Here is a 15036-nt window from a genome sequence, read left to right as displayed (position 1 = left end):
TGTACTTATCACGCTAGTCAACAAAAACGTATATGTCAACTGCGAATCCACGTTTGGATAACTTTGCGCTGCGTCTGAAGCAGGAGCGGCGGCGCCTGCGTATGACGCAGGACGAATTGGGCAACTCTGGTGGCGTTCGAAAACAGGCGCAGTCCAACTATGAGAAGGGTTTGCGGTACCCGGACGCCAACTACCTGGTTGGAATTGCAGAGGCCGGGGTTGATGTTCAGTATCTGCTGACTGGTCAAACGTCAAATCCTGCGACGCTCCGGCTTGCCGATGAGGAGGAGCGACTTCTCGCAGGCTTCAGAGAATTGAAGAGTCGGGAGAAGAGGGGCGTGCTAGCGCTGGTCGACGCGATTAACGGACCCGTGTCGGGGGAGTCGGACGGCACCGAGGACAATTGATCGCAACGTGATGATGTAACTGGCCGAGGCGGGCGAATATGGGGACACCTCCCTGACTGCAACTTGTCGGCGGTTGAACCGCACACACCGTTCGCTGCCGGTTCGGCGCGACTTCGTGCCGCAGCCACCGCTACACCGGCGCAATCAACATGGACGTGGGACCCAGACGCTCTCAGTTGCCGTCATGGTGAGTCGGCGGCGTACATGCTGCCCATACCGATAATTGAGCCTCACTGCTTCGACCTATCAATGGTGCGCGTAGAGTTCCATGTGCATGGCGCCCAAAACCGGCGCAAGCCTATCCTGCACTACTTCGCTTTTCATATTTTTCTTGGCGTTAACGTGATTTTTACGCGCGCGATGTGCAGATCGTGTGCAATGAAAACTCGCGTCCTCTGCAATCGCAATGTGTCGCAGTGTGAGGCTGGCAGCGCAAGAAAGTTAGCCCGGCATGCATAGGCGATCGATCCCAAGTGCGATAGCTGTAGATGAGTGGACGGTAGCGTGTTAGACCGCATCGTCGGTATGGTGTGCTCGACGAATCGCACCGTGTCGTCAGACTGCGAATCGCAACTGATCTAAGGTCGCTTGGCTGCGACCATCTACGCAAGGTAGCGGCAACTGTATCGCGAAGGCGTCGCAAATTGCAGGGAGCTAGTGGTGCATGTTGCGTCCGTGCGCTGGTACGATCGAATGCATTCTCGGTGTTCTTGGGGGTGACGTGCCAAGCGTATGATGGTCGCCGAGATTTACGTGCGTGTGCACGAATGAGAGGGCGGGTGTGCTTCCGCGCGTGTCGAATGGGACATGGACGACAAGATAAAAATATTTTGCATTCCGAGACATTCCTCTGGTTTCTGATGCGTTCTTTTCATCTGAAAACCGCATTCAACCAGTGTTGACGTTGAGTTGATGCCTGCGCAAGATGCTATCAACGGTATATGTCGGAGCGAGTCATGTCGGTATCCAGACGTTTCACGCGAGCGCAGTGGGAAGCGTTTGGTCGCAGACTTGACGCACTGCCGGAAAAACCCAAAGACGAGCAGTCGGTCAAGGTCGGGGATGGCGTCAAGTCGATTCGAAAGCAAATCAGCGCAGCGCGTGAAAAGGGTTACACGCTGCTGGAACTGGTTGAACAAGCAGCACAAGACGGCATCGGTGTGAGCCTCAATTCTCTGAGATATGCGATGCGTCGTGCGGATGGAAAGGGACGAGCTCGGCACGGCGGACGGGAAGCGGAACGGTGTCAACCGGTGCCAGGTCCGAACACGAAGTCGACGCAAAGCGGTATGGCCAGCATTGACTCGAAACGCCCCCGATCCCAAGCGAATAGCGTGAGAGAAGCGACTAAGCCGAGGCAAGGGGTTCAGGGCTTCCTCGGATTCCCGATCAGCCCGGATAGCGAAGACTTGTAGAGGCGCGACATGGCAGGCGAAGAGCTGACCATCGCTGCAACGATTTGTGACCGCCGGGGCGGTGTTTTCGTACTTGCTGGGTTGCCGTGCCAGCCTGCAGCCTGGGGATGATGTTGATGACGGATGGGGCCGAGCATCGATCTAGATCGGCGGGACGCGGACGGTTGGATGTGACGGGCAGCAACCACCAGTTGGATACGCATTGCTTCTTTGAGCGACGTGACCCTTCGAGAGACGGACAGCGGCTTGCAAGAAGCTATGTCTATGGAAGGGACGCGCTTTGGGTGCTCTTCTTCGCATAGATTTCAATTGGCACGATTAGCGAAGCAATTGACAATCTTTCTGCCATGAAAGGTTCGGTACATTTGCGTGCCAGCCTGTCAATTTTGGTTAAATGAGGCCTATGTACATGCAGGTGCTGCGCCAATCTCCTGCTCTCGTCTGTAGATTTGGTATCCTGTAATGTACGAAATGGTGATTCGCTCGTCCCGGTATGTGGGTTGATCGCCTAAATCAATACGAAATCGAAAAAAAAATCGAGAGGGCGGCTGTGTCACTATCCGAAACCATAAGTAGCTTTGCCGCGGGGGCGGTTGACTGGAATAGGCGTCCTGTAGCGCTGAACTTTGGTCGGTTGCAAAGTACCTTAGGGCATTTGCTTGCGCTTCAGCACGCAAACGTTCGCGAGGGGTTAATGGCCGGCATCCACGGACACCTCACCTGCGTATCAGCTCGCCATGATCTTTCACCGAAGCTGTTCATCGGCGTGCCTGTCTCGGTGCGGCTTGTCACTGACCGTGGTCAGCTTCATTTGATCAACGCGATCGTCCAGGACGTACAGATTGGCCAGAGCGACGGCGAACTCTGTGTGTACCAGCTCACAGTCTGCGACGCTCTATCCCTGATGGACAAGCGCACCAATTCTCGAGTGTTTCGCAAGCTGAGTGTTGTTGACATCCTGGGTACGCTGTTCAACGAATGGCGGCAGCGCAGTCCTGCTCTTGCTCGTGCGTTTGAGTTCGACCTGTCCGGTCTGAGCCGGGATCGCTATCCGGCTCGCGAATTAACTCGACAGGTAAACGAATCAGACGCGAAATTCGTACGTCGCCTGTTGCGTCGTGAAGGGATCACGGTTTTCGCCAAAGCCGGGACGGCTCAGAGCGAGCGCACTACCCATGACGACACACCGACTCATACACTGGTGTGTTGCGATGATCCCGGGTCGCTACCTCAAGCGCCAGCCGGTACGGTGCGCCTGCACCCTCGTGATGCCGGCACGGAGGAGCGCGATACGGTCACGTTGTTTGCGCTGCATGCGCGGCTGGTGCCGGGCATGATCAGCCGCCCATCGTGGGACTACAAGAAGGCTCGAATCGACGAATCGACTGTGGCGGGCAGCGTTGATCAGGGCGAGGCCGGCAATGATCTTGCGAAGCTCTTGACCGACGTGGCGATCGACGTCCCGCATGCGGGTGACTCGTGGGACGATCATGAACGGCTCACGCGCGCGCGGATGCTGGCGCATCAATTCGAGGCTGAGCAGTACGACGGAGCAAGCGGCGTACGCGATCTTGCCGTTGGCACATGGATCACCCTGGCCGGCGATCCAGACTTGGATATGCAGCCGATCGACAAGAGACAGTTCGTCCTTACATCGATCGATCACGAGGTCTGGAACAATCTTCCAAAGGGATTGACCGAACGCGTGCAGGCACTGTTCGCTGCAAGCCACAATCTTGCGTTCCAATCACGACCGCGGCCGTCTGCGTCGGCGGAGGAGGCGGACACGCGTTACGAAAATACATTCACCTGCGTGCGCCGTGGTGTGCCGCTCACACCGGCCTACGATCCGAAAATCGATTTACCGCCGGTGCACCTGATGACTGGTGTGATAGTGACGCGTGATGGCGAGGAAGTCGTCTGCGACGAACTCGGCCGAGTTTACGTGCGAATCCAAGGGCTCGATCCGGCGGATCACACCCACGCGCAAGGCGCTGGCACTAACGACAACGTTGGTGATAGTGCTCCGATACGCGTTGCATCGAGCCTAGCGGGCGCACAGTTCGGGGCTTCGTTCCTGCCTCGCGCCGGAATGGAGGTTTTGCTGGGCAGCATCGGAGGCGATCCCGACCGGTTGGTGATCATTTCGGTGCTGGGGAACGGCGTGAATCAGCCGGCTACATTTACCCATACCGGCTCATTGCCGGGAAACCGTTATGTGTCCGGGATCAAGACAAAGGAAATTAAGGGCAAGCGGTATAACCAGCTCAGGCTGGACGATACACCGGGGCAAATTTCCAGCCAGTTGGCGAGTGAGCATGCGCATACCCAATTGAACCTTGGCTACCTGACCCAACCACGTGACAACGGTGTGGGGCAGGATCGTGGCGAAGGCGCGGAACTGCGCACCGATGCAGCGGCCGCCTTACGGGCGGCGCAAGGCATTCTTCTGACGACCTATGCGCGGTCGCAGGCGAGCGGCGGGCAACTCGACCGCGACGAATTACTTCAACTGCTTGGTGAATGTACTGAGCTATTTAAGTCGCTCGGTGATTACGCCGGGCAGCACGGCGGCCAAGCTGCTGATACGGCAGGGCAGGCCGCTGTTTCGCAAGCTTTCAAGAGCTGGGCACCAAGCAGCGGTACGTCGGAGTCCGGATCTGGGCCGGCAGCAACTTCGCAGGCATTGATGGCGTTAGGCGCGCAGGCTGGGTCGGTCAATGTCACTCCAAAGACGCATGTTACCTACGCGGGTGAGAACATCGATCAGGTCGCGCAGCAGCATCTCCAACTGATGAGCGGCCAGCGTTTTAACGCAACTGCGGGTCAGGGCATGCAGTTGTTTGCGCGTGGCACGGGTGTGCAAGCCGTCGCAGGCGAAGGTCCGATGTTGCTGCAGGCTCAGGCTGATTCGCTAACGGCGAATGCGCAGAAGGGGGTTAAGATCGCGACCAACGAAAACGAGGTGTTGGTGACCGCACCAACGATTCGGCTAGTCGCTGAGGATGGCAGCTATATCAAGATCGGCGATGGTGTGACGCTCGGCACGAACGGCGATATCAAGCTGCTATCAGCTTCGCATCAATGGGGCGGGCCATCAACGCAACAAGCTTCGAAGACTTCATTCGCCAACCAACCAACCGATCAGCGTTTCCGATTGCATTTTCCGGGACAAGACGGCGACACGCCGGTTGCCGCGAACCGCGCATATCGAATGACGCTGGATGATGGGCGCGTCGTCGAAGGCAAGAGTGGCCCCGACGGATTGACAGATCTCGTATCGGACGATGCGATGCGGATCGTCAAGATCGATATCCTGAAAAATCCGCTCGCTTGAGCTAGCTACGACGATGACCAATACCTCGCAACCGACCGTTGTTTCGCAGGGCATGGCTGTGACGATGTCCAATCGTCCCGGCCCGCGAAACGTCCAGATTCCGGCCGATCGGCCAGGCGTTGTAATTTTCCTGCATGGCGTTAATGATCCGGGCGCCAACTATGATCACATCGAGCAGGGGTTATGCGAAGGGTTGAACGAACGCCTCAGTCGCAGCGATCTGAAGCCGGGTGTGTATGGTGCACTCTTTAACAAGGCCGTGAAGTATAAGAGTGAAAATCCCAACTTTGATCAGTGGAAGGACATCAAGTACGATCCGGACACCTATCTTTATCAGCGAACCGAAATCACTGAAGGTCAGGACAAGACTCATAGTATGTTTATCCCGTTTTATTGGGGATATCGAGCGTCGGACGGTGAGATCAAAGGCGGGGAAAAAAATCCGTCGACGTTTCGTGGTCAGTATCAGGACGGCAACGGAAACCGCTTGGGCAAGAAGTTCGCGAAAGGCGGTGGGATGTTCAACAATGCAACCACGAATATTCCGGCAATGTACGATGCTGGCTGGATGGACAACGCTGCCAACTGGGGTGCTGGTCTATTCATGAGCGACTACCAGTACAGTTCGTCAAGCCCGAAGCGGCACTACTACGTTCTGGCCGCGGTACGTCTCGCAATGTTGATTCGCGAGATCCGGAGAGTTGACCCGAACGAAACGGTGACGGTAATGGCCCATAGTCAAGGGACCGTTATTACGCTGCTTGCGCAGGCGATGCTTGCGGAGAGTAACGAGGACGGCTCGCGATGTGCTGACTGTGTGATCTTGGCCGACAGTCCGTATAGCCTGACCGAGCCTGCGATGGCCCAGATTGCTCAACCGAGTGCGACTCCTTATACGCTTCGCGGCAAGCTCAATACTCTCATCAACATTGTCCAGGCAATCACCGCACATCCACACGCGGAGCCGCCGCTATCGCAACTCGTCTGTAAGGACGATAACCCAGATCATCAGGGGCGTACCGGACGCGGATGGAGTCCCGTGCAGGCAAGCCGAAAAGACAAGGATGGAAAGGCCTATCCGTTCACGGAACGGGACAACCGAGGAAAAGTGTACTTGTACTTCTGTACTGAGGACACCACGGTGGATCTCGTCACGGTCAAAGGTATTGGCACACATGGCGTGCCTGACACTGTTGATGAAGTGTGGCAGGGAACACGCAAGGTGTTGGGGATGCCGATGAAATCTACAACGACGCTAAAAGCAATGGACGTGCTGAAGGCTCATCGGTTCTACCAGCGACTCTGGTCGAAGGTTCCTACCGATTTATACGGTCGGCCTCGTTTTGTCGGGAAAAAACCCGAATACTATGACGGGCAATACCTTGGGGATGACCACAAGTTCGAGAAGCGCTTGATCAACGCAGATGAGTTGTTTCCGCCGTATCAGCCAAATCTCTATGGTGATGAAGCAATTCGCGGCACGGAGCGCAAGGCGGGTAAGGATAAGCCGGACTACGTGGCGCGTGACACGCTTCTCGGTAATCCAAAAGCTAAGGTGAAGTTTATTCCATTGGCGGACTTGCCCGAAGATGTACGTAAGCAAGGTAGCCCGGCGATCATGAAGTGGTATAACAGCAAGATTGCGGACCCCGAGGATCAAACAAACGTCGTTCGTGCGGCCGACGGGTATGGAATAAATTGGGAGCGTGAGGAATCGCCCAACGAGACACGCGCGCGACTGGAGACGGATAGTGGTAAATGGGACGATAATTCATACCATTCCGCGATTTATCGAGATTCGAATAACATGCGACGTGTTGCGGCTATGGATGTTGCGATTGGTCAAGCACGCAGTCTCGATGATCCAGATATGAGGAAGCTGTTGGTGGCGATTGCTGACTGGAAATTGGATTCAACAAAGCTTAAAGAAGTTCAGAATAACAAGTGTTATGGAAGTTTGCTTGGTTCGTCTCAAGTGATAATTGAAAAAAGTTCTAAGTATTATTCTCGGGGGGAGTTTCCGTTCGACATTGTTCCTAAAACACCACCAAAGATGGTGGACGGGGAGACATTTGCTCAACGCGAGAAACGCCAATGAATGTAAGCTTGTCACCTTTGTCGCGCCCCCGGTTGCGCGGGTACGTGTTGATACTTTTCGCGCTGGCGTTGGCTTGGACGGCTGTTACGCTGGTGCGGTCATATCACTACTGGGAAAACACTGGCATCGAGGATCCGCATATGGGCAGTACGATACGCAACGGTTTTTTGGTAATTGTAGGCTTGGTTGCCGCTGCATATGCTGGGCAGTGGATCTGGCGAGCGTCGCATGGCGAAGGTCGGGCAGCAACGGTGCAGCCTGTTGCGGCGGCCGCTGAAGTGGCCACGCCGCAGACGAACTCCGAGAGCGCTAAAATTTTGGCAGGGACGGGGGCCAAATACGCATTGGAGATTCGTGCGGTTGGGCTGGCGGTAACAGGGCGACACCAAGACACGATCTGGAAGCAAATTGTCGCAAAATCGAATAATTACGAGACGGTTCTTTCCTCCGACCCGAAGGATTACGGGGAAAATCCGGATGAACGTAGGATCTTTGCAGAAGTGGCTGCTGGTGCCTCATTTAAATATGCCGCTGGCGAAGCTGTTGATCACTGGCCAGTTCCTGTGATTATTTATGGGCCGCCCAAAGGGGCTGACAGCCACTATCGAGCGGCATATGAAATTTCCGATGTGCGCCAAAAGGCCGGGCTTGGCGTTACTCAATTTCTTTGGTTGGATGACGCCAATGCCAGCAGCGCGGCACCTGCTATCGACAAGCTTTTTAAATTTTTCGATGAGCATCCTGATGTTCCGGCTGCACTAGTGATGAGTCAAGATGGTATGGTTAATCGTTGGGGGCTAAATACACCCGGAGCAGCTAAAGAGCCGCAGGGCGCGTTTATTCCACCTGTCGTCGATAGCATGAGCGCATTGCTTGTCGCAAGAACGGATCGGGTTAATAAACTTGTTCGCCCGTATCAGGTCGACATGCCAGGTGATATTGATAGCACAAAAACACAATACGACGTCGTCAAGCTGTGGAACTTCTACTGGAAGGAGGATAGTGCTTTTTCCGAGAAGGTAGAGGCCGAAGCCGGAGGGCACTTTTATGGTCCTCCGACAATGCGCTCCGACTGGTGGATATCGAAATTGCCCGAGTTGTGGAAAGAGGTGACCAACAAGGGACCAGGAGAATTCAAGTCTAGTCCGTACCTACCGGTCCGCTGGGCCAACTGGCAAGTCGAGGAGTTCGATGAGGCGCCTCTGTTGGGCTACCTTCATCGCCCTGTCGACATCAAGTTGACCGATGACAACGGGAAGCTGTTGAAGCGAGCGGAACAAGTGAAGCAGTTGCAGGAGGGCTGGAAGCAAGCAGTGGCGACGCTACCGGATGGTGCAAAGCCCACGCGAGTGTTTTATGACACAACTCAAGATCGCGAGTGGACGATCCCACTTACGCAAGCGTTGCACGGGAACACGGAAGGTATCGACCTCGGTAACGTCAAGGAGGGCTACGATGTCGGTCGGCGCATCGGTAATACTGGCGTTAGTTCGGCGCTCGTCCAATTGTCGCTCGCGACTATCGCGAACTATGAGGACGGCGGAAGTAGTGCGACGATCAATCTGATGGACGATGGTCGAGCGAGCATAGTGATGGTCAGTCCCCCGGACGAGGCAACCAAGGCCAAGAATTCGGAGCATCGTGGCCCGAATCCCTTCCGATATCGGATGCCGCATTAACCAGTTTGGGAGGCGCGTATGCGCGGGGTAATACGTGTCGGTGACTCGACTTCGCATGGTGGGCGTGTTCAAACTGGCCGCGAGAATTCAACGGTGATGGGGCGCTCCGTCGCATGTGTCGGGGACCGTTGCACTTGCCCCATGTCTGGTCACGACCATTGCGAAATCGTGGAAGGCGACGAAAACGTCCGTATTGATGGTCGCGCGGTTGCTTTTGACGGTCACAAGACATCGTGTGGCGCTGCGCTGATCTCGTCGATTCCGACATCGGGACGTGCGTAGCTTTTCGACGTTTGGCGGGGCCGTGATCGCTGCCGGAACTACTCGTCGCCGCTTCGTTCATCACGCCCGACACGGCCCAGGCCGCTCGTTCGCTCGCTGAAAACATGCTCCTATCGAACGTGTGCGTGCAGGCTCAGCCGCGACGCGGTGCGGCAGATGATGGAAGAGCGGCAGACCGAGCAAGCACGCCAGGGGGCGGCGAAGGTCGAGGCACAGCGCCAGGCCGAGGCCAAGCCGGTGCAGCAGGCCGAGGTCAAAATGCGGGAGCAGGAGAGGGCGGCAGCCAAACGCCCGGTCCCGCAGCGGGACACCGGGCGCGGCATCAGCATGTAAAGAAAAACGGGGCTGTGAGGCCCCGTTGTCTTACGTCGGCTGGAAGCCGTCAGGTGCGCCGGCACCGGACGGCGTCGTTGCTGGCGCTGCACTCTTGTTCCGCGCCTTGCTTTGCGCCTTGGTATAGACGGGGCGGCTGCGGTTGGCATCGAAGAATCGAGCAACCACGCGGGCATCATCCGCCGTGAACGTTGCTGGAGAATCCGGGTTGTTACGTCGCGAACTTTCGTTCATGTCCCTGGCGATTGCTTCGTAATCGCCGGTTTTCTTGCCATCCGCAGCAATGCGTTTGGCGGAATGCCCGGTACGGTCGATCTGGTCGCTGAACAAACGGTTAACGACTGATTCGGCTATTTCGGCAGCTTTCTTCGCGCCCATGGAGTGACTCCTTTATGTTCCGCTCATTGGTCGAGCAGGGGCAAACCCACCTGGCAAGGCGGCGGAACACCAGCGTTGCCGGGGCTTCATTTTGATTTTAACCGAACGCAGAAACCTGTGTGAGCGGATGCGATGGGGCGGGTCACTGCACCGAGTTGGCGGTTGTCCAGATCGCCGTCAACCGGGTATGGCCTTGGGTTCTGGCCTGGCCTGCTGCAGCCAAGGCATTGTGCAGCGTGGGGAGCACGGCGTTGTACGCAGACACGGCTCGCGTTAGCCCTTTGCATGAACCCATGTCGGGAATAACGTCGGCGGCTTTGACCGCAGCAGCACCGTCGAGGCATGTTCCGCGCCACTGGTCGATCCGGGCGTTGAGCCCGTTTTCCGCTGCCGCTGCTTCGTTGCGCACCCGGTCCAGTTCGTCGTCAACGATCGAAATCTGGGCCTTGTCCACCCCCATCTGACCGACGATGACCCCCGCCTGGCCCTGCGCGACCTCGTTGCCGATAGCTTGCAGACGTTGCGCGCGTTTGAGCTTCGCCTGCTCGAACGTCACGGCGTGATCATAGTAAGCCTTCGCGCGCGGCAGCCGGTCGATGTGGTGCTTTGCGTTGTCGACGAAGCGATTCAGACTGTCGGTGAGGGCGTTGACTTGGCGGTTCATCTGGTCGGCGCGCTGACCGTGCTGCCGCGCCGCGATGATCGCTTGGCCCATCTTGTCCAGTTTTGCGACCGCCTCGTCGAAGTCAGAGGGCTGGCCTTTCGTGAAGTGTTGTACGCCCGTTTGAGCACCGTCCGGCACCGTGAGGTCTATCCCACTCCTCGTTGCCATGCCGGCAAAGTTTTGCCCGATAGGGAGCGGCGTGGCGAGGACCGTGAGGGTGATGTTGGTCCCGTCGACCGATCCGCTCACGTTGCTAGTGCTGGACGATAGCGTGCCGTCGCTGGTCAGCGCCGCGTGGCGCAGTGTGCCCGTGAAGCGGTGATCGGGGGTTTCGGTGACTTGAAGCAGATCGGCCTGGTTGCCGTTGTGCGATACGTACGACCCGGACACGGAGCGATCGCCGCACCCGCTGAGAAGCAGCGCGCTCCCGACGATCGCCGCCAGGTAGCCCGCAAAACTCATGCGTCGTTGGTTCATCATCCCCGCCCCCGTTCTCGAGTGCTCTTTCATTGTTGGCACGGTATATCCAGGGAGCGGAGCGGTGAATCAGCGGTTTGTCGTCGGCTAAGTCGCGTCGACGCAGAGCGTCAGCGGGCGAAACCTGTAAAGAACAACCGGGCCGAACGGCCCCATTGTTCCTACGATCGACGATCGCGCTCGTCAATATTGCCCCAACAACTTCGCCCCCCAACGCCAAACCTGGATGATTTGCTCGTGGTAGTTCCACGTGCCGGCCCGCGTGATCGGTGCCCTGGAGTCTACGATTCAGGCCACCGTGTTCGCCACACCAAATGCCGCCGACCGTCTGGCCGGGCACGTCGAGACGAGTGCCCGCGAGGCCGAGCGCGCGGTGCAGAACGCGGCGAAAGTCGCCAAAAACGCAGCGGCCAGCCGCGACGCCGTGCGTCAGGTGATGGAAAAGCGGCAGGCCGACCAGGCACGCCAGGCGGCTGCGAAGGTTGAGGCACAGCTCCAGGCCGAGGCCAAGGCGGTGCAGCAGGCCGAGGTCAAAACGCGGGAGCAGGAGTGGGCGGCAGCCAAACGCCCGGTCCCGCAACGGGACACCGGGCGCGGCATCAGCCTGTAAAGAACAACGGGGCCGAAAGGCCCCGTTTCTCTCGCGACGCGTGGACAGTCATAGCCGATGACCGATCGTCGCCAGCAATGCGCCCAGCGAAAACCACCATACCCAGCCCAAGCGCTTGTTCAGCGCCTGGATGGCCGCACCGACCTGTTGAAGTCCAAGACCTGTGTTCGATTCGGTCAACGTTTCGAGCACCCGATGCACGTCGCCCCTGGTGGCAGGCAAATCCAGATCGTCAAGATCGCTGGGCGCCACGTCGCTGAACCACGACGGGTGTTCGCGCTCCATACGTTCCCACATCGCCGTGAACAGGTTGTGCGGCAGCAGATCGGAGTGCGGATCGGCGTTGACGACCGCCCACGATGCCTCGCGCAGTGCGTCGCGATGCTTGTACCCGCGCCACAACTGCGCGTTGCGCACCATCTCGCCAAACGCCATGACACCGTCACGCTCCACGGCCGCGGCGATTTGGTCCGTATTCAACGACCGCGATGCGTAGACCGCCGCGCGCAGCGCGGGATCGTCGCTTGCCAAGAAGTCGTCTGTCCGGTTGGCGCTCTTCGCCAAGGCAAGGCGCGCCAGCCCCTTGCGGACGTTTTGGAACGGTGAGAGCGCCCCATGTTTAATGCCCTCGTCATCGTCGGGCGTCCATCGGGCCGCAGAGGCTAGAGGGTCGTCGATACCATGACCGATGGGAAGCAAAACATCGAACAGCCAGCCGAGCGCGAAGGCCCACGCTTTGGTGTTCGGCACGGTCGCTGCCATGTTCCAAGCGGCTTCGAACACCTTGTTGTGCGAGAACTCGGCGTAGCCGTCAGCGAACGATCGATCGTACGGCGTGCTCATGCGCGGATTGCCTGTTACAGCACGCAGCGCGGTCAGACGCCGCGGCTCCGAGAGGCAGGCCCAGGCCGGCCCGCCGTTGAAAAATGCTTCAAAAAACTCGTTGCTCAGGGATGGATTCTTGAAGAAAGCAGTCAGCTCCTCATCCGTAGTAGACGCGAACCAGTCCATCGGACTGTCGCCGAAGAAGGCCGTTGGGCCATTGCTCATAAAGCTCGCACCGGCGGTAACGTTCGAGAGAAGGGACAGACGGATGGCAAGGGCGTGTGTGCTATCGCCAGGGTTGGCGGCAAGTAAGGCCTGCCCCGTCGGAACGTGACAGCACCATCGAGCAAGGGTGAGGTCAATCAGGGGATCATGCCGTTCTAGCAGCGCCCGTTCGAACTGCTCGTCAGCTGTATCGCTGAACGGCTGCTTTGCGACCTGCGCGCCGCGGTCTTCAAGGTATCTGACCACTGTCTCGGCCGGACTCACGACCAGCCGTGCTTCGTCCACCACGCTGTTGAAACTTCGCACGTTCATCCCCCGTTCTTTTGTCGGGGAATGTAGCACGCCGATCAGGACGAGGGATCATTCACATCCATGTGCCCGGTCGACGGTGGGCATTGCTTCGTGTCGCGTGGACGCCTACGGAGCAGCAGGAGCAGCAGGAGCAGCAGGGACTGCAGCCGCTGCAGTGCTTTTGGCCTTCCATTCGCCAATGATCTTGTCCATCACTTCGAAGCACAGACATTCGTCGTGTCCGACGCCCATGTAAGCGCCGCGTTGGGCCATCCCGGCGACGCGCAATCGGTCGTCCGTAAACGGTCCACCGCTGTTGCCTGGTCGGATGCTGCCTGCGTTTGCGATGGTGAAACTGATCATGTTGGCGTTCGGCAACGTACGGTTGAGCACTTTCTGCGGGTTGATGTCCGGCAAGTTCCAGTTTTGGTAGGCGGGAAAGCCGATGAGAACACCGTCCGCGTGAGGCTCAATCGGCGCGTCCATGGCTGAGAAAAACCGATGATGAGGTGGCGGCTCGTCGAACTGAAGGATCGCAAAATCGAACTGCTTGTTGCGATAGACGACACGAGCGGCCCACGATTCATGGGTTTCGGGACGCACGACCGTCAGCATTTTATTAACGACTTCGGGCGCGTCGAAATCTGCGGGAACCTCCATGCCTGCGAACTCGGCTTTTCCCACGAGGACGTGGTCGCACGTGACGAGCAAGTTGAGTTCTCGATACGCAAAGGCGGTCCCTTGCGCTTCGATCGGGCACTCATGATGACCAGGCGAGCTATGGTAGTCGGCCAGCCACTCAACGACGAACACGGCCTCACGCGCTGTCTTGTAGTCGCGCACGACCGGCTGTACTGGCAGTTCTCGCGCTGAGAACGGACCCGTGGCCATCTCCTTGAGAACGGCCGCGTTGTAGCGCTCTGCCAACCTGGTGTAGATCAGATCGTCGTCCCCTCGAACCATCTTCAAGTACAACAGCTTGCCCCACAGGACATTTTTGAGCGTTGGAGCGCCACCGCTGCGCGTCTGGCGCTTCCAGGGTTTTTTCTCATGCGGACCGGTGGCCGCTTTTTCAATGCGCTCTCGCCATCCCTTTTCGGCCGTGTCGTATCCGTTGCGCTCCCAGGCGTTCAACGCGCCGCGGATACGGTCGATGAAAATCCGAGGCACGTTGGGAAACTTGTTGATCGTGAGTCCGGTGACTTCCATGCGACGTCCGCGATCGCTCAACCGTGTTTTGGCAGCGTTGATGGCGAAATGGTGCTTGTTGGTGATCAGGTCATGCAGTTCGGCCCCAAGCGTGATTCCGCCGTCTTCGTCCACAACACACACGGCGGCCGGCAGGTTCGACGTTTTTTTCAAGGGGAATGAGAACGTCAGGTCGTCGGCGTAGCGCGTGTAACGTGCGAGATTGCGACGTGCGAGATCGGTCAAATCACGATCCATCGACCGGCACACCAGATTGGAAAGGAACGGTGATGTTGGTGCGCCTTGCGGCAACGTGCCATCCAGCGTGCAGATGTGTGCGATGACCGTTGCAACGTGATGGGACAGGTTAAACGGATGCTTGCGCAATACCCCACGTACCCGATAGAACGTGATGCTCGGGAAGAAATCCTGAAGATCGAGGTTCAGAATGTGGTGGTTCTTTGGCGAACAGTGCACTCGCGCGTTGGTGAGGATGCTTCGCTTGGGTACGAATCCGTGGACGGCGGGCTTCAACGGGCCCGAGCGGGGTTCAAGGAAGGCAAGGACCCGCTCCTGGATGATTTTCAGGCGCTTACGCGGTTCCGAAATGACCCGAGGGCTGCCGTTGCGCTTCATGATAGTGAAGTGCTTATACGGTGGCCGCGGGTAAATCATCCGCTTCAGTTTTTCGTAATCGACGCCCAGCGCATTGCGGGTGAACCATGTCACGTGGTTGCGCAGCATGGCTTCTGCCAGTTCGTCGGCACTCGGAATCGCGACCATGTTTCCCCGTGAGTGAGTGCCGCCCCTTATCCGTCTTTCTCCTG

At 57.8% G+C, this 15036-nt stretch carries 12 protein-coding genes; 8 read left to right on the top strand and 4 right to left on the bottom strand.

The features are described 5' to 3' along the window. The first annotated feature begins 32 nt into the window (after positions 1-32). The 7 genes from J7024_RS24965 (at position 33) to J7024_RS24935 (ending at position 9551) form a co-directional block, all read left to right on the top strand. The gene (locus J7024_RS24965) at positions 33-407 is read left to right on the top strand and encodes a helix-turn-helix domain-containing protein (protein WP_234745565.1); all 375 of its coding nucleotides are present in this window, start codon (positions 33-35) and stop codon (positions 405-407) included. Positions 408-1363: 956 nt separating this feature from the next. Further along, positions 1364-1822, top strand: coding sequence for a hypothetical protein (locus J7024_RS24960; protein ID WP_124827706.1), 459 nt, complete (start codon positions 1364-1366; stop codon positions 1820-1822). A 550-nt stretch (positions 1823-2372) separates the two neighbouring features. After that, positions 2373-5159, top strand: a complete 2787-nt coding sequence (locus J7024_RS24955; protein ID WP_409333473.1) for a type VI secretion system Vgr family protein — start codon at positions 2373-2375, stop codon at positions 5157-5159. Between the two features lie 13 nt (positions 5160-5172). Then, on the top strand, positions 5173-7257 hold the full coding sequence (locus tag J7024_RS24950; RefSeq protein WP_124827704.1) for a T6SS effector phospholipase Tle3 domain-containing protein: 2085 nt from the start codon (positions 5173-5175) through the stop codon (positions 7255-7257). After that, positions 7254-8936: a type VI lipase adapter Tla3 domain-containing protein gene (locus tag J7024_RS24945; RefSeq protein WP_124827703.1), complete on the top strand. Its 1683-nt coding sequence runs from the start codon at positions 7254-7256 to the stop codon at positions 8934-8936. Before J7024_RS24950 ends, J7024_RS24945 begins: the two co-directional genes overlap by 4 nt. Positions 8937-8954: 18 nt before the next feature. Further along, complete coding sequence (locus J7024_RS24940) at positions 8955-9218, top strand: PAAR domain-containing protein (protein ID WP_124715503.1); 264 nt, start codon at positions 8955-8957, stop codon at positions 9216-9218. A 156-nt stretch (positions 9219-9374) separates the two neighbouring features. Continuing rightward, complete coding sequence (locus J7024_RS24935) at positions 9375-9551, top strand: hypothetical protein (protein WP_175762585.1); 177 nt, start codon at positions 9375-9377, stop codon at positions 9549-9551. Between the two features lie 30 nt (positions 9552-9581). On the opposite strand, the gene J7024_RS24930 is transcribed toward J7024_RS24935, so the two are convergent. Together J7024_RS24930 and J7024_RS24925 are read right to left on the bottom strand one after the other, a co-directional pair. Further along, positions 9582-9929 carry a hypothetical protein gene (locus tag J7024_RS24930; RefSeq protein WP_124827702.1) on the bottom strand — a complete coding sequence of 116 codons (348 nt, stop codon included), beginning with the start codon at positions 9927-9929 and terminating at the stop codon, positions 9582-9584. 142 nt (positions 9930-10071) lie between these two features. Next, a complete protein-coding gene (locus tag J7024_RS24925; protein WP_124827701.1) occupies positions 10072-11073 on the bottom strand; it encodes a hypothetical protein in 1002 nt (333 codons plus the stop codon). A gap of 259 nt (positions 11074-11332) precedes the next feature. Between J7024_RS24925 and J7024_RS24920 the strand changes: the two genes are divergently transcribed. Then, positions 11333-11680, top strand: coding sequence for a hypothetical protein (locus J7024_RS24920; protein WP_175796186.1), 348 nt, complete (start codon positions 11333-11335; stop codon positions 11678-11680). 48 nt (positions 11681-11728) lie between these two features. On the opposite strand, the gene J7024_RS24915 is transcribed toward J7024_RS24920, so the two are convergent. Both J7024_RS24915 and J7024_RS24910 read right to left on the bottom strand, forming a co-directional pair. After that, positions 11729-13042 (bottom strand): hypothetical protein, encoded by a 1314-nt coding sequence (locus tag J7024_RS24915; protein WP_175796185.1) that lies wholly within the window; start codon positions 13040-13042, stop codon positions 11729-11731. 105 nt (positions 13043-13147) lie between these two features. After that, positions 13148-14992, bottom strand: coding sequence for a reverse transcriptase domain-containing protein (locus J7024_RS24910; protein ID WP_175796184.1), 1845 nt, complete (start codon positions 14990-14992; stop codon positions 13148-13150). Positions 14993-15036: the final 44 nt, after the last annotated feature.

Source organism: Burkholderia sp. WTPI3 (assembly GCF_021483755.1).
GTDB lineage: Bacteria > Pseudomonadota > Gammaproteobacteria > Burkholderiales > Burkholderiaceae > Burkholderia.
The sequence above is the reverse complement of the archived record's forward strand: the minus strand, read 5'-3'. Positions and strand labels throughout refer to the sequence as shown.

Coding starts and splice junctions, on each gene's coding strand:
- J7024_RS24965 (WP_234745565.1), top strand. CDS start 33: ATGTCAACTGCGAATCCACGTTTGGATAACTTTGCGCTGCGTCTGAAG.
- J7024_RS24960 (WP_124827706.1), top strand. CDS start 1,364: ATGTCGGTATCCAGACGTTTCACGCGAGCGCAGTGGGAAGCGTTTGGT.
- J7024_RS24950 (WP_124827704.1), top strand. CDS start 5,173: ATGACCAATACCTCGCAACCGACCGTTGTTTCGCAGGGCATGGCTGTG.
- J7024_RS24945 (WP_124827703.1), top strand. CDS start 7,254: ATGAATGTAAGCTTGTCACCTTTGTCGCGCCCCCGGTTGCGCGGGTAC.
- J7024_RS24940 (WP_124715503.1), top strand. CDS start 8,955: ATGCGCGGGGTAATACGTGTCGGTGACTCGACTTCGCATGGTGGGCGT.
- J7024_RS24935 (WP_175762585.1), top strand. CDS start 9,375: ATGATGGAAGAGCGGCAGACCGAGCAAGCACGCCAGGGGGCGGCGAAG.
- J7024_RS24930 (WP_124827702.1), bottom strand. CDS start 9,929: ATGGGCGCGAAGAAAGCTGCCGAAATAGCCGAATCAGTCGTTAACCGT.
- J7024_RS24925 (WP_124827701.1), bottom strand. CDS start 11,073: ATGATGAACCAACGACGCATGAGTTTTGCGGGCTACCTGGCGGCGATC.
- J7024_RS24915 (WP_175796185.1), bottom strand. CDS start 13,042: ATGAACGTGCGAAGTTTCAACAGCGTGGTGGACGAAGCACGGCTGGTC.
- J7024_RS24910 (WP_175796184.1), bottom strand. CDS start 14,992: ATGGTCGCGATTCCGAGTGCCGACGAACTGGCAGAAGCCATGCTGCGC.